General features: G+C 42.1%; 24 protein-coding genes. 2 read left to right on the plus strand and 22 right to left on the minus strand.

Going from position 1 to position 25,507, the window contains the following annotated elements:
• The 5 genes from galE to FGK98_RS07000 all read right to left on the minus strand — a co-directional run bounded on the left by galE (window position 1) and on the right by FGK98_RS07000 (window position 6,141).
• Complete coding sequence (gene galE, locus FGK98_RS06980) at window positions 1-1,020, minus strand: UDP-glucose 4-epimerase GalE (protein ID WP_138100609.1); 1,020 nt, start codon at window positions 1,018-1,020, stop codon at window positions 1-3.
• Window positions 1,021-1,121: 101 nt separating this feature from the next.
• Window positions 1,122-2,225, minus strand: a complete 1,104-nt coding sequence (locus FGK98_RS06985; RefSeq protein WP_171011127.1) for an NAD(P)/FAD-dependent oxidoreductase — start codon at window positions 2,223-2,225, stop codon at window positions 1,122-1,124.
• A gap of 16 nt (window positions 2,226-2,241) precedes the next feature.
• The gene (locus FGK98_RS06990) at window positions 2,242-3,039 is read right to left on the minus strand and encodes a Nif3-like dinuclear metal center hexameric protein (RefSeq protein ID WP_138100611.1); all 798 of its coding nucleotides are present in this window, start codon (window positions 3,037-3,039) and stop codon (window positions 2,242-2,244) included.
• Window positions 3,026-3,703 carry a tRNA (adenine(22)-N(1))-methyltransferase gene (locus tag FGK98_RS06995; RefSeq protein WP_138100612.1) on the minus strand — a complete coding sequence of 226 codons (678 nt, stop codon included), beginning with the start codon at window positions 3,701-3,703 and terminating at the stop codon, window positions 3,026-3,028. Before FGK98_RS06995 ends, FGK98_RS06990 begins: the two co-directional genes overlap by 14 nt.
• 101 nt (window positions 3,704-3,804) lie before the next feature.
• The gene (locus FGK98_RS07000) at window positions 3,805-6,141 is read right to left on the minus strand and encodes a cation-translocating P-type ATPase (protein ID WP_138101052.1); all 2,337 of its coding nucleotides are present in this window, start codon (window positions 6,139-6,141) and stop codon (window positions 3,805-3,807) included.
• A gap of 133 nt (window positions 6,142-6,274) precedes the next feature.
• On the opposite strand from FGK98_RS07000, the gene FGK98_RS07005 reads away from it, so the two are divergent.
• On the plus strand, window positions 6,275-7,024 hold the full coding sequence (locus tag FGK98_RS07005) for a lysophospholipid acyltransferase family protein (RefSeq protein WP_138100613.1): 750 nt from the start codon (window positions 6,275-6,277) through the stop codon (window positions 7,022-7,024).
• Between the two features lie 42 nt (window positions 7,025-7,066).
• Here FGK98_RS07005 and FGK98_RS07010 read toward each other — a convergent pair whose 3' ends face one another.
• From FGK98_RS07010 to FGK98_RS07085, 16 genes are all read right to left on the minus strand, one after another.
• Entirely contained in the window at window positions 7,067-7,759 is a 693-nt protein-coding gene (locus FGK98_RS07010; protein ID WP_138100614.1) for an alpha/beta hydrolase-fold protein, read from the minus strand.
• On the minus strand, window positions 7,740-8,750 hold the full coding sequence (locus FGK98_RS07015; RefSeq protein ID WP_138100615.1) for an ABC transporter substrate-binding protein: 1,011 nt from the start codon (window positions 8,748-8,750) through the stop codon (window positions 7,740-7,742). The genes FGK98_RS07010 and FGK98_RS07015 overlap by 20 nt, the downstream gene beginning before the upstream one ends.
• Window positions 8,751-8,769: 19 nt before the next feature.
• Complete coding sequence (locus tag FGK98_RS07020; protein WP_138100616.1) at window positions 8,770-9,525, minus strand: ABC transporter ATP-binding protein; 756 nt, start codon at window positions 9,523-9,525, stop codon at window positions 8,770-8,772.
• 1 nt (window position 9,526) lies between these two features.
• Window positions 9,527-10,573, minus strand: a complete 1,047-nt coding sequence (locus FGK98_RS07025; protein ID WP_138100617.1) for a FecCD family ABC transporter permease — start codon at window positions 10,571-10,573, stop codon at window positions 9,527-9,529.
• 154 nt (window positions 10,574-10,727) lie between these two features.
• Complete coding sequence (locus FGK98_RS07030; protein WP_138100618.1) at window positions 10,728-11,351, minus strand: TipC family immunity protein; 624 nt, start codon at window positions 11,349-11,351, stop codon at window positions 10,728-10,730.
• Between the two features lie 4 nt (window positions 11,352-11,355).
• Window positions 11,356-11,964, minus strand: a complete 609-nt coding sequence (locus tag FGK98_RS07035) for a TipC family immunity protein (protein ID WP_138100619.1) — start codon at window positions 11,962-11,964, stop codon at window positions 11,356-11,358.
• Between the two features lie 10 nt (window positions 11,965-11,974).
• Complete coding sequence (locus FGK98_RS07040) at window positions 11,975-12,442, minus strand: hypothetical protein (RefSeq protein WP_138100620.1); 468 nt, start codon at window positions 12,440-12,442, stop codon at window positions 11,975-11,977.
• The gene (locus FGK98_RS07045; RefSeq protein WP_138100621.1) at window positions 12,439-13,047 is read right to left on the minus strand and encodes a TipC family immunity protein; all 609 of its coding nucleotides are present in this window, start codon (window positions 13,045-13,047) and stop codon (window positions 12,439-12,441) included. The genes FGK98_RS07040 and FGK98_RS07045 overlap by 4 nt, the downstream gene beginning before the upstream one ends.
• A 10-nt stretch (window positions 13,048-13,057) precedes the next feature.
• On the minus strand, window positions 13,058-14,710 hold the full coding sequence (locus FGK98_RS07050; RefSeq protein ID WP_138100622.1) for a T7SS effector LXG polymorphic toxin: 1,653 nt from the start codon (window positions 14,708-14,710) through the stop codon (window positions 13,058-13,060).
• Window positions 14,700-15,059 carry a DUF3958 family protein gene (locus FGK98_RS07055; protein ID WP_138100623.1) on the minus strand — a complete coding sequence of 120 codons (360 nt, stop codon included), beginning with the start codon at window positions 15,057-15,059 and terminating at the stop codon, window positions 14,700-14,702. The genes FGK98_RS07050 and FGK98_RS07055 overlap by 11 nt, the downstream gene beginning before the upstream one ends.
• The gene (locus FGK98_RS07060; protein WP_138100624.1) at window positions 15,056-15,334 is read right to left on the minus strand and encodes a TIGR04197 family type VII secretion effector; all 279 of its coding nucleotides are present in this window, start codon (window positions 15,332-15,334) and stop codon (window positions 15,056-15,058) included. The genes FGK98_RS07055 and FGK98_RS07060 overlap by 4 nt, the downstream gene beginning before the upstream one ends.
• Before the next feature lie 754 nt (window positions 15,335-16,088).
• A complete protein-coding gene (gene rpsO, locus FGK98_RS07065; protein ID WP_001018251.1) occupies window positions 16,089-16,358 on the minus strand; it encodes a 30S ribosomal protein S15 in 270 nt (89 codons plus the stop codon).
• Between the two features lie 144 nt (window positions 16,359-16,502).
• Entirely contained in the window at window positions 16,503-19,202 is a 2,700-nt protein-coding gene (locus FGK98_RS07070; RefSeq protein WP_138100625.1) for an FtsX-like permease family protein, read from the minus strand.
• A gap of 1 nt (window position 19,203) precedes the next feature.
• Window positions 19,204-19,905, minus strand: a complete 702-nt coding sequence (locus tag FGK98_RS07075) for an ABC transporter ATP-binding protein (protein WP_138100626.1) — start codon at window positions 19,903-19,905, stop codon at window positions 19,204-19,206.
• 122 nt (window positions 19,906-20,027) lie between these two features.
• The gene (locus FGK98_RS07080; protein WP_000240125.1) at window positions 20,028-20,720 is read right to left on the minus strand and encodes a phosphoglycerate mutase; all 693 of its coding nucleotides are present in this window, start codon (window positions 20,718-20,720) and stop codon (window positions 20,028-20,030) included.
• Window positions 20,721-20,908: 188 nt separating this feature from the next.
• Entirely contained in the window at window positions 20,909-21,289 is a 381-nt protein-coding gene (locus FGK98_RS07085; protein WP_138100627.1) for a hypothetical protein, read from the minus strand.
• 204 nt (window positions 21,290-21,493) lie between these two features.
• On the opposite strand from FGK98_RS07085, the gene FGK98_RS07090 reads away from it, so the two are divergent.
• Window positions 21,494-22,285, plus strand: a complete 792-nt coding sequence (locus FGK98_RS07090; RefSeq protein WP_138100628.1) for a nucleotidyltransferase domain-containing protein — start codon at window positions 21,494-21,496, stop codon at window positions 22,283-22,285.
• 410 nt (window positions 22,286-22,695) lie between these two features.
• Here the strand turns inward: FGK98_RS07090 and ileS are convergent, their stop codons facing one another.
• Entirely contained in the window at window positions 22,696-25,488 is a 2,793-nt protein-coding gene (gene ileS, locus FGK98_RS07095; protein WP_138100629.1) for an isoleucine--tRNA ligase, read from the minus strand.
• Between the last annotated feature and the right edge of the window lie 19 nt (window positions 25,489-25,507).

A 25,507-nucleotide genomic window follows, 5' to 3' on the forward strand; every position in this document is an offset into this window, starting at 1 on the left:
TTAGTCTTCAAATCCATTTGGATGCTTGCTTTGCCAACGCCATGCGTCTTCACACATTTGGGTGATGTCGAGTTCTGCTTCCCAACCCAGTTCTGCTTTAGCTTTTGCAGGGTCTGAGTAGCAGGCAGCAATATCACCTGGGCGGCGTTCTACGATGCGATATGGAATAGGACGTCCCACCGCTTTTTCCATGTTTTGGATAATTTCAAGAACGGAGTAACCTTTACCTGTTCCAAGGTTGTAAATATTAAGGCCTGAACCTTTTTGGATCTTTTGTAGAGCTGCAACGTGACCTTTGGCCAGGTCCACAACGTGGATATAGTCACGAACACCAGTTCCGTCCTCAGTTTCATAGTCATCACCGAAAACTTGTACTTGCTCTAGTTTGCCCACTGCTACTTGTGCAACATAAGGTAAGAGATTGTTTGGAATTCCATTTGGATTTTCTCCTAAATCTCCACTCTCATGTGCTCCGATTGGGTTAAAGTAACGAAGCAAGACCACATTCCATTCTGAGTCTGCTTTGTAGATATCAGTCAAGATTTCTTCTAGCATGAGTTTGGTACGACCGTAAGGATTGGTCACTGAAAGTGGGAAATCTTCTAAGATTGGAACTGTGTGAGGATCTCCGTAAACTGTCGCAGAAGAACTGAAGATGATATTCTTACAGTTTGCTTCTTCCATAACTTTTAAAAGACTAAGAGTTCCAGCGATATTGTTGTCATAGTAGGCAAGAGGGATACGTGTTGATTCACCTACAGCCTTCAAACCAGCAAAGTGAATCACACCTGTTGGCTCTTCTTGCTTGAAAATATCTCTGAGAGTATCAGTATCACGGATATCTGCCTCATAGAAAGGAATTTCAACTCCTGTGATTCTTTCAACAACTTCTAAACTTTTACGGTTGCTATTGACAAGGTTATCCACTACAACCACTTGATGACCTGCTTGGATCAATTCAATAACAGTGTGGGTTCCGATAAAACCGGCACCACCAGTTACCAAAATCTTTTCTTGCATCTTGCTTCCTCGATTCTCGAATTATTTTTTCTTATTTTACCATTTTTGGTAGGGAATGTCATTTGCCATCCTAAACTACCTGCTAAAATTTCAGTAAAATTTTATTCGCTTTTTACCCGTTTGACATAGTTTTCAATTGGATAGTTTACTGGGTCCAAGGTCAACTCCTTGTATTGGACCAGCTGAGCTAGATGGTAACCGATGATAGGACCCGTTGTGAGGCCTGATGAACCTAGTCCACTGGCTGCATAGACGCCTGCTAAGCCTGGCACTTTCCCAAAGAAAGGAGAGAAATCACTGGTATAGGCGCGGATTCCTACACGCTCACCTGATGATTTTGCTTCTGCCAAGGCTGGGTAGTGAGGCAAGGCAGCTTCCTCCATTTGTTGGAGCAAGGTTTCATCCACTGTCAAGTCAAATCCCATGTCATTTTCATGAGTAGCTCCTAAGGACAATTTCCCGCCTGCAAAAGGAATTAAATCCCACTCTCCTTCTGGCATGACAACAGGGTAAGATTCTAGGTCTTGAGAAATCTGATAGTCTCGGAGTTGTCCCTTTTGGGGCCGAACATCTACCCCATATCCTAAAGGCTCCAAAATGTCTCCTAACCAAGCTCCCGTCGCTAAAATAACCTGATCAAATACCTCTTCGCCAATCTGGTAACCTGATGTTAAAGGTGTCAGACTCACTTTTTCTTTGACCAGCTTGACCTGACTGGCTTCTAGTAGACGATTCACTAAGAGCTGGCCATCCACCCGTGCCCCACCAGAAGCATAGAGCAGGCGGTCAAATCCCTGCAAACCAGGGAAAAACTCATTAGCTGATGTTTGGTCTAGAATGGCTAACTGACCTATTAAGGGAGAATCTTCTCTGCGCTGGAGGGCTAGTTCATAGAGCTCTTCCAACTTGGATTCATCCTTTTTCAGGAGAAAAACTCCCGAACGCTGGTAAAAATCGATTTCTTCACCTGACTTTTCTAAATCAGCCAACAAATCCACATAAAAGTCAGCCCCCAAGCGTGCCATCTTGTACCAAGCTTTATTACGGCGTTTGGAAAACCAAGGACTGATAATTCCTGCTGCTGCCTTGGTAGCCTGACCTTGTCCATGGTCAAAAACGGTCACCTCTAAATCTGCTTCTTTGGAGAGGTAGTAGGCAGCTGTTGCCCCCACAATCCCTGCTCCAATAATGGCAACTTTTTTCATTATTTTCACTTTCTAACTAGATATGGTGGAAAGGATTGGTAGATGCCTGACTAGGCAAGATATCAATAGTCCAGCCCTTTTCTTCCTTCCATTGAGTAAGGAGTGCTGCAATTTTTTCCACAAAAAGCACTTCGATATAATGTCCTGGATCCAGTGCCAACAAGCCATCAGACAGCATGTCTTGGGCAGTATGGTAGTAGATATCACCAGTAATAAAGACATCCGCCCCTTTTGCCAAAGCATCAGGATAGAAGGATTGACCACTTCCACCACAGATAGCCACTCTTGATATTGGCTTCTGCAAATCACTCTCTTGATAATGCACCATTCGAAGACTATCTAGGTCAAAAACATGTTTGACATGTTGGGCGAAATCCCCAAAAGTCTGAGTCGGAATATTTCCAATCCGACCAATTCCACGTTCAGGACCTGTTTCCTGAAGATAAGTCGTATCCTCAATACCTAGCATCTGGCAGAACCAGTCATTGAGGCCATTTTCAACGATGTCAATATTGGTATGGCTGACATAAACTGCGATGTCATGCTTGATGAGGTCGATGTAAATCTGATTTTGAGGACGACTAGCTACCAAGTCCTTGATCGGACGAAAAATTGGCGCGTGCTTGACGATAATCAGGTCCACACCCTTTTCAATGGCCTCTGCCACCGTCTCTTCACGAATATCGAGGGCAACCATGACTCTTTGAATATCCTTGTCTAGAGTTCCAATTTGCAGACCACGACTGTCACCCTCCATAGACAATTCCTGAGGGCAAAAGGCTTCATAAGCGTTAATAACTTCACTTGCTAGCATGGAGCACCTCCTTAATGGCTTGAATTTTATCAACTAAAACTTGACGTTCCTCCATATTTTTTTCTGGGATTTGGCTAAGAGCAAACTCTAGCTTAGCTGCTTCTTTTTGCCATTTTTGGACAAAGACCGGACTAACTTCTTTGGACAAGAAGGGGCCAAAGCGAACATCACTGGCTGATAGCTTCATTTGTCCCGCTTCCACCACCAAGATCTCATAGAACTTACCAGCTTCTTCTAGAATGCTTTCTGCTACGATCTGAAAATTGTGGTCTTGCAACCAGATACGCAAGTCATCTTCACGATTATTGGGCTGGAGGATTAAACGCTCTACATTAGCGAGTTTTTCCAAACCTTCTTGCAATATGGTAGCAATCAAACGGCCACCCATACCAGCAATGGTGATAACCGATACTTGGTCTGCCTCTTCAAAGGCTGCCAAGCCATTGGCTAAACGAACTTGGATTTTCTCATTTAGGCCATGAGCCTCAACATTTTTAACCGCAGACTGGTAGGGACCTTCCACCACCTCCCCTGCAATAGCTCCTTCGATTTGTCCTCTCTCGACCAAGTCAATCGGCAGATAAGCATGGTCGCTCCCCACATCTAGTAGAATGGTCCCCTGAGGTACAAAGGAAGCTACCATTTCTAATCTCTTTGAAATCATCTTCTCTCACTTTCCAAAACTCTATTACCTTTTATTATACCATACTTCAGCTAGCAATCTTGCACCTAAAAAGACCGCAATCCACAGATTGCAGCCTTTCTTTATTTTCTGGCTTGGTAACGACTGGTCAGAATGAAAATTACGGTGAAGACCAGCATCATGGCCCCATAAACAGGTAATGTTTGTCCTGTTAAGGTCGAAATTTCAAGCAGTTTTTGAATCGTTGGGAAAAGAGCTGTGGCTAGGAAACCTCCTACTGACCAAATAACCAAGAGTACACGCCAAAGGGTGAATGGCATGCAGGCTCTAAATACAGATAAGAAACCAATTGACCCCAAGAGATAATAGAGGAGAGTTGATATTTCTATCTCAGACCAACCTTGACTCGCTCCAAATATTTTCACAAAGAGAACGCTGAACACGACCATGAGTGCACTTGGTAGAGCACGAAGCATGGATCTTCTGAGGAAGTTTGGTTCAACAGGTTTGATATTTCGCTCAAAAGTCAGAACGAATGGTGGAAAACCTTCCACGAATTGGTCGATCATGGTAATTTGAATCGGAATGAAAGGGAAAATCAAGATCCACTCAGACCGTCCCAAAAGAACACTGGCGATACAGATAACTGCTAACAGGAATGAATAGATGGTCTTAATCAAGAAAATCGGTGCGATATGGGCGATGTTATTAACCACGCGACGACCTTCAAAGAGAATCTCAGGAACATCATTAAAGTCTGAGTTCAAGAGAACTAGATTGGCAATTTGACGAGTCGCCGGATCTCCCTCCGCCATTACGATAGAACAATCCGCCTCACGAAGGGCCAGGATATCATTGACTCCGTCCCCTGTCATAGCCGTTGTATGCCCTGCTTTTTTCAGCGTTTGGATGATGAGTTTCTTTTGATGAGGGGAAACACGTCCGAAAATAGCTGTCTCTTCAGTCATGGTAATCAATTCCTCATCCGTGATTTTTGAACAATCTACATAGCTGCGATAGTCTGCAAAGCCTGCCTTCTGGGCAATGCTGGAAACCGTAACTGGATTATCACCAGAGATAATCTTGAGCCCCACTTCCTGAGAACGGAGATAGTCTAGCGTCTCAGCTGCTCCTTCTCGAATGGGGTCCAAAATCTCCAGCAAGGCCAGAGCCTGAATATCAGATGGTTTCTGTGGTTTGTGATGGTCTAGTTTTTCCTGACTGAGGGCTAAGACCAAGACTCGTGACCCTCTCTCCAAGGCCTCTCTGGCTTCAGGGACTTCAGAGTCCAACAACATCTCAGGCGCCCCTAAGAAAACCGTTCCTAGACCTTCCAATTCCATAGCCCCCCACTTGCGGTCGCTAGAGAAAGGAAGATTGGAAAGCATGGGATAAGCTACCTGTCCTTGGAAACGCTGGCGAATGGCTTGAGCTGTTGGATTTTTATCCTCACTATGAGCTATGTAGCTGGTCAGAATGCTGGCAATAGCCTCATCACCATAAGTTTCCGTCAGTGGAAGAACAGCCTCCACCTGCATCTTTCCTTGGGTGATGGTGCCCGTCTTGTCCAGACAGAGCATATCCACGCGCGCCAAGGTCTCAACAGAGTACATCTCCTGCACTAAAACCTTTTTCAAGCCCAGCTTGATCACCGCTGTCAAAAGCGAAGTAATGGTCAAAAGGGCAATTCCCTTGGGCAACATTCCCAAAAGGGCTGTCGATGAATTTACAACGGATGACTTGAGGGGCAAACCTTTTAACATCAAGGCTTCTAACAAGAGAGCTAAACCAAAGGGAATGATAATCTTCCCAGTAAAACCAGCTAGTTTGTCCAGCGATTTCATGATACGGGAGTTAATCGGTTTCACTGTCTTAGCTTCCAGCATGAGTTTGGAAGCATAGTTGTCTGCTCCGACATGGTGGACTTGAGCCAAAACTGCGCCACTGGCTAGGAAACTCCCTGATAAAAGCAGAGCATCCACTTCCTTTTGCACCAAATCACTCTCCCCCGTCAACATGGCTTCATTGACTTCTGCGAAGCCTTCCAGAACCAGAGCATCACTAGGGATTTGCTCTCCCGCAGACAAACGAATGACATCTCCTAGGACCAACTCTTCTGGATCGAGAGCAACTTCTTGACCCTCACGGATGGTTTTGACCTTTTCCTTGGTCATGAGATTGAGCCTGTCCACCATGTGTTTGGCCCGTAGCTCTGTCACAATTCCAGAAAAAGCATTAAAGCAAATAACGGCAAAGAAGACCAGATTGCTCCAAGCTTGCACAAAGGCCAGCGCTAGGGCAATAACAAAGTTTAATGCGTTAAAAAGTGTAAAAACATTTCGTTTAAAGATTTGCCAAGTACTGGTACTGGCTGAAGCGGTAAAGTCATTGACCAAACCTTGAGCCTGCCTATCCTTGACTTCTCTTTGGGTTAATCCCATAATCTTATTTTTATCCATAAATTCTATCATATCATTTTTTCTAGCAGATTTCTAATCCTATCCAAAAACTGTCCACTGATAACTGAAAAAGTTTGCCAGTAGTCTTTTGATAGGGTATAATAATAAAAGCAAGACAATCGAAGGAGATCTCATGTTTTATACTTATTTGCGTGGACTAGTCATGCTGATCTTGTGGTCCATCAATGGCAATGCCCACTATCACAATACTAATAAAATCCCTAGCCGAGACGAAAACTATATCCTCGTCGCTCCTCATCGTACCTGGTGGGATCCTGTTTACATGGCCTTTGCGACCAAGCCAAAACAGTTCATCTTTATGGCAAAAAAAGAGCTTTTTAACAACCGCATCTTTGGCTGGTGGATCCGTATGTGTGGCGCCTTTCCTATCGATCGGGAAAATCCCAGCGCCTCTGCCATCAAGTACCCTATCAATGTCCTCAAAAAAAGCGATCGCTCTCTCATCATGTTTCCAAGTGGGAGCCGTCACTCAAACGATGTCAAGGGGGGAGTAGCCTTGATTGCCAAAATGGCCAAGGTCCGTATCATGCCTGTTACCTACACAGGTCCCATGACCTTGAAAGGCTTGGTTAGCCGTGAGCGCGTTGATATGAACTTTGGAAATCCTATCGATATCTCAGACATCAAGAAAATGAATGATGAAGGAATCGAAATGGTTGCAGACCGTATCCAAGCAGAATTCCAACGTTTGGACGAAGAAACCAAGCAGTGGCACAACGATCAAAAACCAAATCCACTCTGGTGGTTTGTCCGCATCCCTGCCCTCATCCTTGCAGTGCTTGTTGGTATCCTAACGATTATCTTTACCTTCATCGCAAGCTTTATCTGGAATCCAGATAAGAAGAGAGAGTCTCTTGGCTAAAAAATACAATTATCCCTTGGCTTTTACCAAGGGATATTTCTTTTATGCAATTTTCCATTTTTGGGCCAACCAGCTGGAAAAGGCTAGAAATCGCTCAGCTACTTGCTCATGATGCCCGTAAGAATCAAAGACAAACTGACCGGTCGGATAGCGTTTCTGAAGACTAGTATGGATCTGCTCAGCATAGACTGGTGCTTGAGCCAAGCGATTGGTATGATGGGCTCCTTCTGTTTGACCATTCTGTAAATACAGTAAACAGTCCAAATTTTTCACCTTTTCATCCCTGCAATAAGTCGTAAAATCAGGATACCAAAAGGAACCGCAGATAGAAAAGATACAGGAGATCTTGTCAAAGCTGAAAAGACTGTATACAGCCGCCAAACCGCCTAGTGAGTAACCTCCATAGGCAAGGCGATTTTTGTCCAGGCGATAAAGTGCCTGCAACTTTTCTAAAAGACTACCAAATAAATGACCATGATAGGCATTTGCCTGACCGCCAAAATCTTGAGCTCCATCTCTCAGAGCAGATGCCTTCCATGGAGTGTAGTCGTCTAGGCGATTTTTAGAGGTCAAGCCCACTAAAATCACAAATTCTGAAAGGGATGATAGGAAATCCAAGTTTCCATCATTCAAGAGAATCGCTGGATAGGTTTGGTTGGGATCATAGGTCGAAGGAAGGCTGATCTTGACTTGGATCCCTTCCCAATCAAACTCATTATTTATTGATAAAGTCATTGATTTTCTCAAGGGAATCAATCACTGCTGGACCATAATCCATCAACTCATCGTAAGAGATAGTCATGATTTTTTGATTCTTAATTGCAGGAACGTTTTCCAAAACAGTATTTTTCTTCATCAACTCTACTGCGTTGGCATCCAATTTTTTATTACGGTCGCTAGTTACATAGATAATCAACTCAGGATCCATTGACACGAGATTTTCCAAGGTCAAGCCTGATGTTCCCGTTGCAACGTTAGTATAACCAAGTTGGTTCAACAAGCTTTCTTGCAAAGCAGACTTGTAGGCACCAAAGGTTTCGTCATTATAAGCAACCATAATCAAAGCCTTTTTCTTTTCACCTTGGCTTGTTGGGTTTGCTTTCTTAACAGCGTCAATTTTAGCTTGTAATTGGGCTGCGTATTCATTAGCCTTGTCCTGAACATTGAAAATCATTCCAAGATTTTTGACATCTTCTACGATATTTCCCAAATCTTGCTGAATCGTTGAGAGAGAAGCTTTTTGCGTATAGACTGGGATTTTATTTTCATTCCAAGCGCTAACTGTTCCCAAGGATTTTTCAGAAAACATCATGTTTCGACCCATCACCGCATCTGGCTCATAAGAAAGGACTGTCTCTTGAGAGACTGTTTTTTTATCCCCAATTTGAGGAATCGTCGCAATCGCGTCTTTGTATTTACCTGTTACAGCATTGTCAGGGTTGAGCATGCCAGCAATTTTATCCTTCAAGCCTAACTCTAACAAGATTTCAGTAGTTGAAAGATTGTTGGTGATAACTTTTTCAGGTGCCTTGTCAAAGACTTGTTCGACTTCATTTCCCTTAGCATCATAGGTCTTGACCGTTAGCGGATAAGTCGTCTCTGTGCTGGCCTTTTGACTTGTTTCTGTGCTAGACTGTGTAGTAGCTTTTTCTGTAGTAGTATTACCACAAGCTGCCATGGTTAGGGTAGCCACTGTTACGAGTAAAATGCTTAGTGTTTTTTTCATCTTATTTTCCTTTTCATTTTTATAAATAGTGAATCATAGCTTGCTGATCCTCGGTCCAAGTAACCTGACTTTGAACTCCATATACAGTTTGCAATGACTCTGGGGTGATGGTCTCCTTTGGAGTCCCTTGGTAAAGGATTTCCCCCTCTTTCATCAGATAGAGATAATCCGAATAGCGACAAGCAAGTTGAATATCATGCAGGACAGCTAGAACATTGACTTTGAGATTCTTTACAATGGCCAACAAGTCTAACTGGTACTTGATATCCAGGTGATTGGTAGGTTCATCCAGGAGCAAGAGAGTCGGTTCTTGCGCCAAGGCGCGGGCTAATAAGACTCGTTGTTTCTCCCCCCCTGACAGGGACGAATAGAGACGAGTTTTCTTCTCGAGCATATCCACCTTATCGAGGGCATCTTGAACGAGCGTAAAATCCCTTTCCCTTTCCTTCTCTAAAAAAGAAAGGTGGGGGGTTCTTCCCAGCAAGACAATTTCCTCAACTGTACAATCAAACTGCAATTGATTAAACTGGGTTACAACTGCCATTTGCTTGGCTGTTTCTTTGAGTGACCAATGCTCCAGTGGCTTTCCATCTAAGCTTATCAAGCCTTTGTCTGCCTTTTCCTGACGATAGAGGAGTTTAAGCAAGCTGGTTTTTCCACTTCCATTTGGCCCTAGTATCGTGTGAAATTGATGCCCCTCAACCTTAAGAGAAACTCCTTTGAGGATTTTTTTCTCTCCTAATCCAAAGTGGACATCCTGACAAATCAAGTCCATATCAGGCCCTCACCTCCCTTCGCCTACCTCCAACAATGTAGATAAAGAAGGGAGCACCTACTAAGGCTGTGAAAATACCAATAGGCAGCTCAGCATTTGGAATGATGACACGAGAGAGTACATCTGCCCAGACCACAAAGAGGGCACCCAGTATGGTCGCAACAGGAAAAAGTCTCCTGTAATTCGTTCCTACTAAGCCTCGAGCTAAGTGAGGAGTAATGAGACCAACAAATCCAATAATCCCACAGGTTGCCACTAAGACTGCTGTCAGCACAGCCACCATGGTCACATAAAGATACCAATAGAAGCTTAAGGGAATCCCCAACGTTAAAGCAGCCTCATCTCCCATCATCATTGCATTGAAAACACGATACTGAGTAGAGAAAAATAGAAAGGCCATTCCTACTACTATAGTTGGCAGGACTAAGTCAGACCAGGTAGTCCCGGCAAGCGAGCCCATGGTCCAAAACTTAATGGTCATCACACTGTCCGCATTAGCGCCGACTGAGATAATAAAGTTGGAAAATGCCAGAAAGAGAGCATTGACCACCGTTCCTGATAAGATCAGACTAGAAGTCGTCATCCTTCCCTGCATAGAGGCAATGATGAGGACAGCGATTGTTGCCAAAATAGCTCCAAGGAAAGCTCCAAGGCTAATCACCAATTTTAAACCAAGAATGATGCTCAAAGTTGCCCCTAGAGTTGCACCCGCAGAGATGCCTAAGACATAGGGCTCAGCGATAGGGTTGTTTACCGTGGACTGCATCACGCTACCACACATGGAAAGACCAGCCCCTACTATCAGGCCTAACAATACTCGGGGGAACCTCATATTCCATACAATGGCAAGAGTTGACTTAGAAACCTCTCCTATCTCAAGAGGAAATCCCAATCTGCTCAAAATGATCCGATAGGTATCTCCTAGATCAATCGCAACAGACCCCATAGAAACAGCTAGAAAGAGCGAAATCCCTAAAACAGCTAACAAAACACCTAAAAGTAACACAAATTGCAGGTCCCGTCGGCTTCCAGAAAATTTGGAAAGCATGCAAACCTCCTTTGATAGAATCTTAAAAATTTAGAAAATTCTCATAAAAAGTATACCATATTTCTATTAGATGAACAAGGACAGAAACATATATAGAAAAAGCCCTCTGAAGTCAGAGAGCCACCTGTTTATATAATCAGCGAGAATCTTTATATCACCAATTCTCCCACTGGGTTTCAACCTTGACATCGCCATAGTTGCTTGGTGAATACTTGCTGTCATAAATCGAACACCAGTCTTTCAAGACTTTCTGGTTGACGATTTCGTCGTAATGTTTGTCTAAATCTTCTTTGGATATGTTATATCTTTTTAAATATTCTCTTACTTTTTCTTCATCTTTAAGATACTCTCCAGCCTTTCTTGGCTCCTCTAAAATTGCAAGTTCTTTCTCTAGAGTCTTACTCTTAATATTGTAAAAACTTAAATACCACAAAGAAAACTTTGAATTTACTTTCCATTCAAACCAAATAAACATTCCTTTATTTATACTATCGAAATTAAACTCTATTTCAGTCTCGGAATAATTAGCAGGAAGATAATTATCAATGTAAATTACCTTGGGAGTATACTTTCCTGTTCCCTGCATATCTTTATCATATATTTCATACTTATGTACTTCAACATCTTTCAACTGGTTAAAAATATTATTTCCAAGATATGTTTTCTCTGTCTCCTGGTAGACTTCATCAAAAATGTTTTTAGGTTGACGCACAAAAAAGTAAAAACAGGATGATATAATTATCACGAATAAGGCTACTAGGCCTAGGATTTTCTTCATGTTGTCACCAATTCTCCCACTGGGTTTCAATCTTGACATCGCCATAGTTGCTTGGCGAGTACTTGCTGTCATAAATTGAGCACCAGTCTTTCAAGACTTTCTGGTTGACGATTTCGTCGTAGTCCTTCTCTAAATCTTCTTTGGAAATATTATTTTTTCTTAAATATTCTCTTACTTTTTCTTCATCATCAATAAATTGACCTGGTTTCCTTGGCTCTTCAATGATGGCAAGTTTCTTTTTGAGTACTTTCTTTTGCGTATTATAGTGTGCCGAATACCATAGGGTAATATTCGAATTAGTCTTCCTTTCAAAACGAATCGACACCCCCTTTATACCTTTTCCAAAATTAAGGTCAATGGTTATATCACTATAGCCTTTGGGTAGAGTTTTATACTTTCCAAAAGGAGTATAGGATATATTTGGGTCATCACTTGGCCAACCGGCCCTGATTTTAAACCCATCTATGTTTCTTAAAATATTATTTGTACGATAGGTTTTCTCTGTCTCCTGGTAGATCTCATCAAAAATGTTTTTAGGTTGTTTAGGAAAAAAATAAAAACAGATGAATATGATTAACGACATTAACGCTATTATACCAAGTAGTTTCTTCATAACTTTCCTCCTAGTCCGCCACAGCCTCTAAACGATTTAAAAATGTAGATACATCTGGATATTTTTTCTCAATATATTCTTTAATAGATGCCTCACCCTTTCTCAGTATATCCGCAGGCGCTACCCCTGCGTAGATTGTACCTTTGACCTGTTTCCAATCTTTATTTTTCAAGAATTCTCTTTCTCTCAGAGAAGAATCCTTTTGAAGGTCAGCATAGTAAGATGATATAGCTTGGTCATAGGATTGCCCCTTTTGCATGCGACCAATAAGATTGACTGAGTCTAGGTCTGCCTTGTAGTCATCTTCACCAATACTTGGCTTCATATCGTTTGCATTAAAGGTCGTGTCTCCCTCCCAGCCTGATAAGTCCTTAACATGCTCTCTACCGAAATAGAGATCGGCTAACTGAACTTGATTAGGATTAAGATGAGTGGCCATAGTGATGGACTGGTGGGTAAAGTCTGCGTGGCCTATCACCAATTCTCCCACTGGGTTTCAACCTTCACCTCACCATAGTTGCTTGGCGAGTACTTACTGTCATAAATGGTACACCAATCTTTTAAAACTTTTTGATTGACGATTTCGTCGTAGTCCTTCTCTAATTCTTCTTTGGTTATGTTATATTTTTTTAAATAGTTTCTTACTTTTTCTTCATCATTAAGATATTGACCTGGTTGCCTTGGCTCTTCAAAAATCGCAAGCCCTTTTTTGAGCACTTTCTTTTGCATATTATAGTGTGCTGAATACCATAGGGTAATATCCGAATTAATCCTTTTTTCAAAACGTATCGTCATCCCTTTAATACCTTCTCCAAAATTAAAGCTAATACTTATGTCTTTATAACCTTCAGGATAAGTTTGATACTTCCCTGAAGGGGTGTATGCAAAATATTCTCCATCGTTAGGCCAATCGGGTCTGATTTTAAACCCATCTATGTTTCTTAAAATATTATTTGACCGATAGGTTTTCTCCGTTTCTTGGTAAATTTCATCAAAAATATTTTTAGGTTGTTTAGGAAAAAAGTAAAAACAAACTGATACAAGTAATACAATTATTGTTAAAACACCTAGTATTTTCTTCATAGACTTCCTCCTAGTCCGCCACGGCTTCCAAGCGGTTTAAAAACTTGAACACTCCTGGATATTTTCTTTCAATATACGCTTTAAGAGCATCCTCCCCATCTAGCTTAATATCCGTTGGTCGCAAACTATCATAAATAGTATCTCTGACTGTATCCCAATCCTTATTTTTTAGGAATTCTCTTTCTCTCTGAGAGGAGTCTTTTTGAAGATCAGCATAGTAAGAAGATATAGCTTGGTCATAGGATTGCCCCTTCTGCATCCGACCGATAAGGTTGACCGAGTCTAGGTCTGCCTTGTAGTCATCTTCGCCGATGCTTGGCTTCATATCATTCGCGTTAAAGGTCGTGTCTCCCTCCCATCCCGAAAGATCCTTGACACGCTCTCTACCACCATAGATATCGGCTAACTGAGCTTGGTTAGGATTAAGATGAGTCGCCATAGTAATGGACTGGTGGGTAAAGTCTGCATGGCCCGCTCCATTGTTAGAGTATGACTTTAGTTTGCTGTCCCAAAATTGGTCAAAGTTACCCTTATCACCATAAATCCCTTCATAAGTACTTTTATAGGAATCATAATGGTTAGTTCCATTTTTTTGATCATCATCCTTAATTTTTTCTATGTTATCAGATTCCCCACCCGCCATCTCGTGTTGCAGTCTAAGATTATAATACAGTTCTTTGGCCTTTTCTTCTTTCAACCCCAGTTCTTGAAAGATTTCAAGAACTGGTTTCAAAGTTCTCAATTTTTGGCCTGTATTCGGATCACTCACAAATTCGTAATAAAAATATTGCCACAATCCACCTGCCGTTTCGTTCCACTTAAAGTCATCATAGTTGGCCGCACCGACGACTCGCAAAAAGATATAATCACGGAACTCTTGACTAGAGTTCGGGAACTTCTTGTCTATCCCTTGCTTGATGGTCAAGAGTTGTTGGGCTGTCTCGGCATCAAAGCCGTATTCTGCCATCATGGTCTGAACAAAGGCCTTCTCTTGACGGCTGAGTTTCATATCCGTTGTATCAGAATAGGCAGACAGGTAGTTGGCCCAAGTCAGGTCAGATGGGACTTTAAAGACCCCTGTCTTTGCATCCCAACTCGTTTCGATCTGAGCCAGTCCGCGACTCAGTTGCACATCGATATTGTCAAGTTCATCAAAAAGTCCACCTGAGTAGCTATCATAGGCGCGCAGGTCTCTCAAAATCGTTTCATAGACGCGTTTATTGGCATGGTGTCCTCGCATGAGTTCAGCATTACTGCGTCTCAATCTCCCCTTTTCTTCACTATCCATGGTCAAGCTAGAAAGGGATTGGTTGACTTCATCTAGATAGGCAATCATTTGCTCTTCCTGGCGGATCTTATCAAGCAGATCATCCTCGCGCCAACTCTTGCTGTCGACCATCGTTTGGTAGTCTTCTGGTAATTTCTTGATAGCCTGAGAGAAGGTTTCTGCATAGAGTTGTCCCCCTTTACTCAAGGGCAATAAGACACTTGCAAAAAAACTTCTAGCCGAATCATAAGCATTACCTTTTAGACTCTCCGTATCCCCTGAAAATTTTTGAATGGCTGATTGCAAGTCCTGATAAGCCTCCACCTGAGATTGGCACATGGTCGCTACACTCGAACTTTGTAGTTGTGATTGTTCCAAGTACATATCAATGCCCATGTCGTTTCTCCTCCTCTCTTTCTAGTTCCTTGCGTCTTTCATAGTAGACCTCATCCAAGTCTCCCTCTAACCGGAACTTTTCTTTTTTCAAATCATCCATGTGGTAGCTGAGGCCCTCAAGGATTTGGTTTTTAAGTTGGTTTCTTTGCAGGAGCGTTTCTTCCAACTGTCCTGCATATTGGCTCTGATAGGTCGCCTCCCACAAATCATTTTGATAACGGTGACTAGCTCTATCATAGCCTTCAAAGATTTCTATCAGTTCTTTGGTGCGATACTTCTCTTTTCCATTGTCTTCTAGCTGGTACAAGAGTTCTCGCTCTCTTTTCTTCAACTCATCCAACTTGTTCATACATTACTCCTAAAACTATTGGCACCCGCTTCATCTAGGGCCTCAAAATCACTTGCTACAGAGTGCAGTCGTTCTGAAGTCAGGGTAACAGCAGCCGAAACCTGACTAGCTAGATTTTGAGACTTTGTCAGACATTGATGGGCCTTGTTATTCCCTCGAAGGGTTGTGAGGTCATCTTGACTAGCCACAGCGATAGCTGTTAAAGATTGACAAGCATTTTTCAGCTGACTCGCATACATTTGAGCAATATTTAGATCACTTTTTACTGTTGACATGACTGTTTTATCCTTTTTCTAAATCCCTAGTGATAGGTTTACTTCATTTAGCTATATAGACCTATTATACCATGTTTTGAATACAAGCCCTAATTTATACTATATTTAGATAATAGAATAATCTCATAGCGAAAAAGCTACCAAATGGAGTAGCTTCATTATCAAGATATGCTTAATTGAACACGGCCTAACACTTGGCAAAAAAGATAAAATCTCCCCGAAGGGAGAAAATCTGGTTTATTATACCTTACAGTGCTGGGAACCATAACTGAAGATCATACTTGAGTATATTGAGATAAGACGACAATATAAAAAGCCCTCTGAAGTCAGAGAGCTGATTTGAGCTCGGGCTAAAATCCTAGTGAAAAAGATGAAACTCCTTGTATTCATCGAACACTGTGTCCTTTCCCTATTTTCATACGGATTTTTGGCGCCCTTAGCATCGTAATTCTTGCTGGATAAAACGTTTATAGACTAGGTGACAAGCCGAAGATTGTACGAAAATGTTAGTGAAACAAAAAATCTCCCCGAAGGGAGAAGATCTGGTTTATTTTACCCTACAGTGCTAGGAACCGTAAGCGAAGATTATACCTGAGTATATTGAAGTAAGGTAACAACATAAAAAGCCCTCTGAAATCAGAGAGCTTTATTCTTGCTGGATAAAACGTTTATAGACTAGGCGACAAGCCGAAGATTGTACTGATGGTACATCGAGGCGAAGGCAACGAAGTATAGAAACGTTTTAGACGCAAGATTAACGACGAAGTCCTAGAGAGTTGATTAACTCACGGTAACGGTTAACGTCGTTTTTACGCAAGTATGCAAGCAAGTTACGACGGCGACCGATTTTCTTCATCAATCCACGGTAAGTAGCGTGGTCTTTTTTGTGTTGTTTGATGTGTTCGTTAAGGTGGTTGATTTCCCAAGTAAGGACAGCAACTTGAACCTCTACTGAACCTGTATCACCTTCGTGACGTGCATATTGTGCGATGATTTCATTTTTTTTCTCTTTTGAGATTGCCATGATGTTTCTCCTTTTTATTTGGCTTCATCCGAGTGACAGGTTGGCATGCCTGCAACCAAGAAGAAGTTATTTGTCTTTACGACATTTCCTATTCTACCAAGAAGCAGAGACTTTGTCAACTGATTTACTGTTTAAAACCTTGAATTACTCCACTGATTTCAGGGCTTCGAGCATATCCACTTTTCTCAAGTGGTGATTGACAAAGAGGCCCAGTAAGGCTAAGATTAGAGTCACCGCGACGATTGGAAGAGCATAGACTTCCCAGCTGACTCGTGGATAAAAAAGTATGGTGGCAGGTGAAATCATTTGAATCAAAAATTGATGTAAATAGTAGCCAGCTACCAAACCAAGAGCAATCCCCACAAGGGACAGCACCATGGTCTCACGGTAGATATAGAGGGTTACTTCTTTATTATGGAAACCGAGAACCTTGATAGTCGAAAGTTCACGGATACGCTCCGCGACATTGATATTAGTGAGATTGTAGAGAATGACAATGGCTAGCAAGACGGAAACAAGGACAAGGATTGCCATGGTTTTATTGAGAGAATTGGCCACGGATTCAAAGAGATGGATGGCGGTTGCATTTTGAACCACCCCAGAAACAGCTGCTTTTTCCATAAAGATAGCTGCTTCTTTCTCCGTATTGGAGGGTGTTGGCTCTTTTAATTTTACTAGGTAGGTATTGTCTTTTGGACTGATGCCGTAGACTTGTTCATAAGTCGCTCGGTTGAGATAAACAAAGTGTCCAACATAGTTTTCAGAAATAGCCACGACCTTGATTTCCTTCCCATCAAGCTCCAGCTCATCCCCAACCGTAACACCTGCTAGTTGGGCTAATTTTTGACTCACGACTGCTCCATCAGTGACCTGCACCTCTTGCCCATTTTCCTCTAATGCGATAAAGGGTTTGAAGTCTTCTCTGTTTGTGACCATCATGGTGATGGTTTGAAGTCCTGCTTTTCCTTTGAAATCTTTTTCAATGGATTTTGAGTAAATCTTTTGATAAGTGTGGATCGATTCAGCTTGCAAGGCACTTTCTAGATCTGCTTTTTCTTGCTCACTCGCACTGCTCTTTTCTGCTACAATCATCTGATATTGCTGGATTTGTTCAAATTGGCGTTCGGAAACTCCTCCCACAGATGACTGAATACCAAGACCAGCAAATAAGAGAGCAACTGAACCTGCAACTCCAAAAATGGTCATCAACATCCGTTGCTTATAACGAAAGATATTTCGCGCAGTAACCTTATGAGTAAAGCTCATACGACTCCAAATAAAGCTCAGGCGTTCCAGCAAAATCTTTGATCCCTTAACGGGAGGTTTGGGCAGCAAAAGTTGGGCTGCTTCATCGTGCAATTCACTCCGCGCCACCAGATAAGCCGGCAAGACACTGGATACCCAACTCAAGGCCAGGGCAAGAAGACTATAAGACCAGTAAAAATACTCCTGGCTTTTCCCAACAACCATTCCAGCTGTTATAACATCCGAAATCACGCCTGCAAGGAGATAATGTCCAAGAAGAGTTCCTAAAATGGTTCCCACAGTTCCTGCAAGAAAACCATAGAGGACAAACTTGGCAATAATATCTTGATTCCGGTAACCTAGAGCCTTGAAAATACCAGCATTGATACGCTCTTCATCTACAAAGCGAGTCATAGTTGTAAAGGTCACCATTGTAGCAACCATATAAAGCACCACGGGGAAGATATTCCCGACAGAACGAATACTTGCTGAAGCGTTACTATACATGAGATAGCCTTGACCACCTGGCATGGTTTGGCGGTTGGATACATGGTAAGTCGGCTCTACCAGTTCATCAAGCTCTTTCTGGCGCTGTTCAAGCTTCTCTTTTTCCTTAGTTAGAGCACTCTCTGTCTGATCCAGTTTTTCTTTTTCTGTAGCCAATTCTTCCTTAGCTTTTGTCAATTGCTCCTTGGCTTGACTCTTTTGAGGCTCAGGTAAAGCGGTCACTTGTTCTTCTTGAGTTTTCAATCGACTTTCAGCCTGCTCTAACTGACTCTTGCCTTTTTGAAGGTTACTTTCAGCTGTTTGGATCTGTTCTTTTCCATCTTCCAAGTTCTTTTGCCCATTTGTTTTGATACTGGCCAATCGTTTTTGACCATTATCAGCCAGCAAGTCTTGCAAGGCTTCCTGATGTTGATCTCGTTTCATCCTATAGTCTGATGAAAAAGCATCCAGATTTTTTAAATCATCATAGCGCACACGCGCAATACTATAGAAATCTGAATCAAATTGACTAGGTAAAATCACCCCATAGCCAGCCAAGCTTCCATTTCCACTACTAGCACTCCCTAAGTCTTCTCGAGAAAGCATCTCACCCGACTGAACAAATCCAGTAATTGTGAAAGTTTGGGATTTTACGACGGACTTTTCTTCTTTCTTAGTAAAGGTAATGGTCTGCCCAATCTGATAGCGGTCTTTCCAGAAATCAGCTAAGGCAATTTCCCCATCAGCCTCTGGAAGTCGACCTTCTGTCACTTGGAAGGTTGAAATGCCCTCTGGCTTGGAATAAAGTCGAACTGCCTCTTCACTTTTTTCAACTGTTAGGTCTGCCATATAGCCAAATTCAACACTTGCTCCTTGAAGTGTCTTTAGTTCGTCTTGATCCTCTTTTTCCAAGCCATAATCAGCTATCACTGCCAGATCTAGGGTATTGGCTTTACGGAGATAATCCTCAGCCGTTCGTTCCATGTTGGGACTAGTCACTTTGAGCCCTACTAGAGCTAAAGAACCCAGCATCATCAAGGTCAGGATAGAAGCAAAGCGTCCCTTGGAAGCAGTCACCGACTGGAGCAAGTTTTTTCGGTATGTTTTTTTCATGCTAGTACTCCAATGTTTCGATATCCTGTGGACGCTCATTGATTGTTACGCTCTTAACCGTGGCATCACGCATATGAATCACGCGATCTGCAATAGGAGCTAGCGCGCTATTGTGGGTAACGATAATCACCGTTGCTCCTTTTTGACGAGACATGTCTTGGAGAATTTTCAAGACTTGCTTCCCTGTCTGGTAATCCAAGGCACCTGTCGGTTCATCACAAAGAAGGATTTTGGGGTTCTTGGCTACTGCGCGTGCGATGGAAACTCGTTGTTGCTCCCCTCCAGAAAGCTGGGCTGGAAAGTTATTGAGGCGATGAGCCAGACCTACATCTGTCAAGACCTGCTCAGGATCCAAGGCATCAGCTACAATTTCTGAGGCCAACTCTACGTTTTCCTTAGCTGTCAGATTGGAGACTAGATTGTAAAACTGAAAAACAAAGCCCACATCATCTCGACGATAGTCTGTTCGTTGGTGGGAATTGTAGTCAGCAATATTGGCACCATCAATCCAAATCTCCCCCTCATCATTGGTATCCATACCTCCTAAAAGATTGAGAACCGTTGACTTTCCAGCACCTGAAGCACCTAGAATGATAACCAGCTCCCCCTTTTCAATTTCAAAATTCACATCACGATTAGCTACAATCTCCGTATCCCCAACCTGGTAACGCTTGTAGCTGTGTTTCATTTCAATATAGGCCATCGTCCCTCCCTCTTTCTTACAATCAAGTCACTCTTTACTATCATTATAACGCTTTTTTAACTAGTTGAAAACTAGAAGCAAACACAAAAAAGCCTAGGAATCCTAGGCTTTCTGTTTATAGATTATTTTCCAAGGTAGTATTCAGAAACTACGTTCAATTTTTCGTCAAATTCGAATACCAATGGTGGGAAGTTAGGGATTTCCACGTCCATGATTTCGTCATCTGACAAGCGTTTGATGTGTTTTACAAGGGCACGGATTGAGTTACCGTGAGCTCCTACAAATACGTTTTTACCATCTTTAAGTGCTGGAGCGATTTTGTCTTCCCAGAATGGAAGGGCACGTTCCAAAGTCACTTTCAAGTTTTCAGCATCTGGGATAACTGAGTCGTCAAGTGAAGCGTAACGACGGTCAGTGTGAGCTGAGTATTCGTCATCACGAGGCATTGCAGGAGGCAATACATCGTATGAACGACGCCAGATGTGAACTTGCTCATCACCAAATTGTTCAGCAGCTTCAGCCTTGTTTTTACCAGTCAAACCACCGTAGTGACGTTCGTTCAAGCGCCATGATTTTTCAACTGGAACCCACAATTGGTCAGCAGCTTCAAGAGCCAAGTTTGTAGTTTTGATCGCACGTTTCAATACTGAAGTGTAAGCTTGGTCAAATTCGATACCAGCTTCTTTGATCAATTTACCAGCGTCAATCGCTTGTTGTGTTCCTTTTTCAGACAAATCAACATCAGCCCAACCAGTGAAAAGGTTAGCTTTGTTCCATTCAGACTCACCGTGGCGAGCAAAAACCAATTTTACCATTAGATGGATTCTCCTTTTATTTTTCGAGGTTTCCCTCGTTTATCTATTCTATTTTACACAATTTTTCACAAAAAAGCTAGTCAAAATCAACTAAAAAGAGAAGAGCTTATCAGTCTTCTCTTTATCACACTATCATAATTGTTCTCGATAGACGATGAAATAGTCCCGTCCAAATAATTGGAAAACTACTACTCTTCAATTACAAATTTTTTCAATGTTCCAAAGTAAAGTGAACCACCAATAATGGTTAGAATTCCACCTACCCATCCCAAAATTGGAATCAAGCCGACCGCACCACCTACAATGAGCAAGACAGAAGGTGCATTCGTAACACGTTCATCATCTTTATAATACACAATGGCCACAATTCCCAATACTAAAACAGCAATTTTAACCAATGACAAAATAATTGAGAGCCCTGTCAATGTCCCAACTGTTACATCTGCGTCTTCAGTTGCTGCAGCAGCTCCAATAGCCATGATAAACATGATGACTGGAGCTAAAAGCAATACAATTCCTGAAATAAGACCAAAAATAGCGTTAACACGAGCAAGTGTATTTGTTTTCATAATAATCTCCTTAAAATTTTTATAGGTATTATTCTATCATAATTCATCTAAAAATTAAACAATCTTATAAAATTTTATAAAATAAAAACTTGCATAATATGAAATAAAATTAAGCAAATATGTAGAAAGAAATTCCCATTTCACTCTTGCTAGTCTCCTTACTTTTTGTTAGAATGATATCAAAAAATAAAGAAGGTTAGCATTATGCCACAACATCTCTTTAAAGAATTGGCTCAACTGGAGCAAGTAGAGGCTCTAGCTCTAGGAGGATCACGAGCTGGACAAGATTTTGACAAAGACTCTGACTATGATGTATATGTCTACCTCAGTGCTCCTCTCTCGCCAGACATACGAAAAGAAATTCTCAGTAAATACTGCTCCTATATGGAAATTGGCAATCAATTTTGGGAACTGGAAGACGACTGTGTCCTCAATAATGGTATTGAAATTGAACTCATTTACCGCTCGCTAGACGACTTTGACCAAGACCTGCGGACCGTCATTTTAGAGCACCAAGCCCAGAATTCTTACACCACCTGTATGTGGTACAATCTGCTCCACAGCAAGATTCTCTACGATCGAGACGGCCGCTACGCTGCCCTCCAGAGCAAGTACAGCCTACCCTATCCAGCTGAACTAAAAAAGAATATCATCAGCAAGCAGCTCCTGCTCCTCGACCAAGCCATGCCAGCTTTTTCAAGACAGATCAAAAAAGCTCTCAAGCGCCAAGATTTGCTTAGCATCAATCACCGCAGTAGCGAGTTTTTCGCTTCTTATTTCGATTTGCTCTTTGCCTTCAATGAACAGCTCCATCCAGGAGAAAAACGCATGCTCCAGTATGCCAAAGAAAATTGCTCCCGCCTGCCTCAAGATTTTGAAGCCAATATCCAAGACTACTTCCAACATCTCTACCAGCCAGACAATCAGCAGGAAGCAGTCCTAGCCTTGGATAGCCTCCTAGACAACCTTAAGCACTTGATTGAAACATCCATCTAGAACTTCAACAGATAAAAAGCTCATGAAACCGTTTTTTCAACAGGTTCATGAGCTTTTTAAATCTTCAAAATATATAGCAATTCATTAGCCGACAAAAAAGCAAACATTTCAGTTCCCTTCTGTCAGAAATTCATTGACCCTTTAACTTTAAACTTTTTGAGACTTCTAAAAATTGGAATCTACCAATCACTGCTAGGATTCCTCCTAATCAGATAAATTTTGAAGTTAGAATAGCGACTTTAAGAAATGGCAAGATAATAGGAAAGTCCTTTAGTACTCCAACTATCATATCTTCGTCTCCTATTGCTACAACAATTCCCTATGACATATAGATACTAAACGCAATACGATACTTGAAGCAAGACTAAAAATACAGGAAAGTTTCCTGTATTTTTTAAACAACCTATAGCTTATTTCGCTTCAAATCCTTCTGCGACTGCGTCTGCAAAGTTTTCTTCTACAATGCTTGCACAGTGGTCACAGATGACTGCATGGTAGCTACGATCTGCAGTAGTTGGATCGATACGACGGCAACGGTCACATACTTGACCTGCAGCGTGTTCAACAGTAAAGGCTACGTCTTCAAAGCTAACTGCGCCTTTTGGAGCTGGTCCTTCTGCGATGGTCAATTCTGACACGATCAAAAGTTGAGCTACATTGCTGTTTACTGCTTCGAGTAGAGTTTTCACAACTTCATTTGGATAAACTGTCAAATGGGCTTCGAGTGATTTACCGATTACTTTTGCATTACGTGCTTCTTCCAAGGCTTTTTGAGCTTGTCCACGGAAGTCCATGAAAGCTGACCATGTATCCAAGATTTCTTCTTGGTTGGCAAAGGTTTGAGCTTCTGGTAGTTCTGACAATTGAACGAAGTCTTCTGCTTCAAATTCAAGATATGACCAGATTTCTTCCGCAGTGTGAGGAAGGATTGGTGTCAAGAGTTTTGTGATTTTCACAAGGATATCATAGAAGACAGTCTGCATTTGACGACGTTCAAGTGATTTGGCACCTTCGATGTAGACAACATCTTTGGCAAAATCAAGGTAGAAGGCTGACAAGTCAACGTTGATAAAGTTAACCAAGGCCTTGTAGATAGTCAAGAATTCGAAATCAGCATAAGCATCACGAATCGTTTTCACAAGTTGGTTAAAGCGAATAGTCATGTACTTATCAACAGAACGAAGTTCTTCATAAGCTACTGCGTCCTGCGATGGGTTAAAGTCAGAAGTGTTGGCAATCAAGAAACGAAGAGTGTTACGAATCTTACGGTAAGTTTCAGAGACTTGGCTCAAGATATCCATAGAGATACGCACGTCGTTGCTTGAGTCTACACTTGTTACCCAGAGACGCAAGATTTCCGCACCAAATTGTTTTTCAACATCGCTTGGAGCAATGGTATTTCCAAGAGATTTAGACATCTTCTCACCTTTACCGTCAAGGGCAAATCCTTGTGACAAGATTTGTTTGTATGGGGCCACGCCATGGTTGGCAACAGATGTGATCAGTGATGAGTTGAACCAACCACGGTACTGGTCAGAACCTTCTAGGTAAAGATCTGCTGGGTAAGTCAACTCTGGACGGTTTACCACAACTCCATTCCATGATGAACCTGAGTCAAACCAAACGTCCATGATGTCTGTTTCTTTCTTGAACTCACCATTTGGTGAACCTGGATGGGTAAATCCTTCTGGCAAGAGGTCTTTGGCATCACGTTCCCACCAGATGATAGATCCATGTTCCTCAAAGAGTTGAGCCACATGCTCGATGGTTTCAGCTGTCATGATTGGTGTACCATCTTCAGCGTAGAAGATTGGAAGGGGAACTCCCCAAGCACGTTGACGAGAGATAACCCAGTCGCCACGGTCACGAATCATGTTGTAAAGACGAACTTTACCCCACTCTGAATGGAACTTCACTTTTTCAATCTCATCCAAGATTTCTTGGCGGAATTTTGATACAGAGGCAAACCACTGAGGAACCGCACGCCAGATGATTGGTTTCTTGGTACGCCAGTCAAATGGATAGGAGTGAGAGATTTCTTCTTGGGCAAGGAGAAGATTACCAAGTTTCTCGATAACGGTTGGTACAACCTTGTCGTAGAATTGACCCTCAAACTCAGGACCAGCATTCTTCATCATGATACCGCGTTCATTAACCGTTACTGCAACTTCAAGACCGTTTGCAACACCGACATTGTAGTCGTCCTCACCAAAACCAGGGGCTGTATGGACGATACCTGTACCAGAGTCAGTCGTAACGTGGTCACCAAGAATAACCAATTCATCTACAGCCGTATCCCATGGGTGAGCTGTCACGATGTGATTGAGTTCTTGACCACGATAAGTCGCTAAGACTTGGACATCAGTCCAACCAAACTTTTCAGACAAACTAGTCAACAATTCTGAAGCAACCACAAACTTACGAGCTTCACCAGCAGGTTGAACCACAAGGTAGTCAATATCCGCTCCAACTGTCAGACCACGAGAAGCTGTGATGGTAAATGGAGTAGTTGTCCAAACTACGATGTAAGTGTCTGTATCTAGGACACCTTTTCCGTCTTTGACGCGGTTAGCATAGTAAAGGGAAGTTGAAAGCAAGTCATGATATTCAATTTCTGCCTCTGCAAGAGCTGATTCAGATGACCATGACCAGTAAACTGGCTTGGCACCACGGTAGATATAGCCTTTGTTGGCCATTTCACCAAAGACACGGATTTGCGCTGCCTCATAGTCTGGAGTCAAGGTCACATAGGGGTTTTCCCAGTCACCAGAAACACCCAAACGTTTAAAGTCTTCGCGTTGTTTATCAACTTGAGAAAGAGCGTACTCACGGCAAAGTTTCAAGTACTCAACCAAGTCCATTTCTTTACGTTTCACGCCTTGTTTTGCCAAGACTTGCTCGATTGGCAGACCATGAGTATCCCAACCAGGAATATAAGGCGCATAAAAACCTGACATAGACTTAGAACGAACAATAATATCTTTAGAGATCTTGTTCATAGCGTGTCCAACGTGGATATTTCCGTTTGCATACGGAGGACCATCATGTAAGGTGAAATGCGGTTTTCCTTGGTTCAATTCTTGACGACGTTGGTAAAGTTTCGCTTCGTCCCACTCTTTTTGCCATAGTGGTTCTTTAGTAGGAAGTCCAGCACGCATTGGAAAGTCTGTTTTTCCAAGATTGAGGGTATCTTTAAGTTTCATATTATCTCCTTTAATTATA

Origin of the sequence: Streptococcus australis (assembly GCF_901543175.1) — a bacterium.
GTDB lineage: Bacteria > Bacillota > Bacilli > Lactobacillales > Streptococcaceae > Streptococcus > Streptococcus australis_A.

Excerpts from the sequence above, each read along its gene's own strand:
- FGK98_RS07055 (WP_138100623.1), bottom strand. The coding sequence starts at position 15,059 with ATGAACAAGTTGGATGAGTTGAAGAAAAGAGAGCGAGAACTCTTGTAC.
- ileS (WP_138100629.1), bottom strand. The coding sequence starts at position 25,488 with ATGAAACTTAAAGATACCCTCAATCTTGGAAAAACAGACTTTCCAATG.
- FGK98_RS07080 (WP_000240125.1), bottom strand. The coding sequence starts at position 20,720 with ATGGTAAAATTGGTTTTTGCTCGCCACGGTGAGTCTGAATGGAACAAA.
- FGK98_RS07035 (WP_138100619.1), bottom strand. The coding sequence starts at position 11,964 with ATGAAGAAACTACTTGGTATAATAGCGTTAATGTCGTTAATCATATTC.
- FGK98_RS07060 (WP_138100624.1), bottom strand. The coding sequence starts at position 15,334 with ATGTCAACAGTAAAAAGTGATCTAAATATTGCTCAAATGTATGCGAGT.
- galE (WP_138100609.1), bottom strand. The coding sequence starts at position 1,020 with ATGCAAGAAAAGATTTTGGTAACTGGTGGTGCCGGTTTTATCGGAACC.
- FGK98_RS07000 (WP_138101052.1), bottom strand. The coding sequence starts at position 6,141 with ATGGATAAAAATAAGATTATGGGATTAACCCAAAGAGAAGTCAAGGAT.
- FGK98_RS07025 (WP_138100617.1), bottom strand. The coding sequence starts at position 10,573 with ATGCTTTCCAAATTTTCTGGAAGCCGACGGGACCTGCAATTTGTGTTA.
- FGK98_RS07010 (WP_138100614.1), bottom strand. The coding sequence starts at position 7,759 with ATGACTTTATCAATAAATAATGAGTTTGATTGGGAAGGGATCCAAGTC.
- FGK98_RS07090 (WP_138100628.1), top strand. The coding sequence starts at position 21,494 with ATGCCACAACATCTCTTTAAAGAATTGGCTCAACTGGAGCAAGTAGAG.
- FGK98_RS07045 (WP_138100621.1), bottom strand. The coding sequence starts at position 13,047 with ATGAAGAAAATACTAGGTGTTTTAACAATAATTGTATTACTTGTATCA.
- FGK98_RS07030 (WP_138100618.1), bottom strand. The coding sequence starts at position 11,351 with ATGAAGAAAATCCTAGGCCTAGTAGCCTTATTCGTGATAATTATATCA.
- FGK98_RS07020 (WP_138100616.1), bottom strand. The coding sequence starts at position 9,525 with ATGGACTTGATTTGTCAGGATGTCCACTTTGGATTAGGAGAGAAAAAA.
- FGK98_RS06995 (WP_138100612.1), bottom strand. The coding sequence starts at position 3,703 with ATGATTTCAAAGAGATTAGAAATGGTAGCTTCCTTTGTACCTCAGGGG.
- FGK98_RS06985 (WP_171011127.1), bottom strand. The coding sequence starts at position 2,225 with ATGAAAAAAGTTGCCATTATTGGAGCAGGGATTGTGGGGGCAACAGCT.
- FGK98_RS06990 (WP_138100611.1), bottom strand. The coding sequence starts at position 3,039 with ATGCTAGCAAGTGAAGTTATTAACGCTTATGAAGCCTTTTGCCCTCAG.
- FGK98_RS07005 (WP_138100613.1), top strand. The coding sequence starts at position 6,275 with ATGTTTTATACTTATTTGCGTGGACTAGTCATGCTGATCTTGTGGTCC.
- FGK98_RS07050 (WP_138100622.1), bottom strand. The coding sequence starts at position 14,710 with ATGGGCATTGATATGTACTTGGAACAATCACAACTACAAAGTTCGAGT.
- FGK98_RS07075 (WP_138100626.1), bottom strand. The coding sequence starts at position 19,905 with ATGGCCTATATTGAAATGAAACACAGCTACAAGCGTTACCAGGTTGGG.
- FGK98_RS07070 (WP_138100625.1), bottom strand. The coding sequence starts at position 19,202 with ATGAAAAAAACATACCGAAAAAACTTGCTCCAGTCGGTGACTGCTTCC.
- FGK98_RS07015 (WP_138100615.1), bottom strand. The coding sequence starts at position 8,750 with ATGAAAAAAACACTAAGCATTTTACTCGTAACAGTGGCTACCCTAACC.
- rpsO (WP_001018251.1), bottom strand. The coding sequence starts at position 16,358 with ATGGCAATCTCAAAAGAGAAAAAAAATGAAATCATCGCACAATATGCA.
- FGK98_RS07085 (WP_138100627.1), bottom strand. The coding sequence starts at position 21,289 with ATGAAAACAAATACACTTGCTCGTGTTAACGCTATTTTTGGTCTTATT.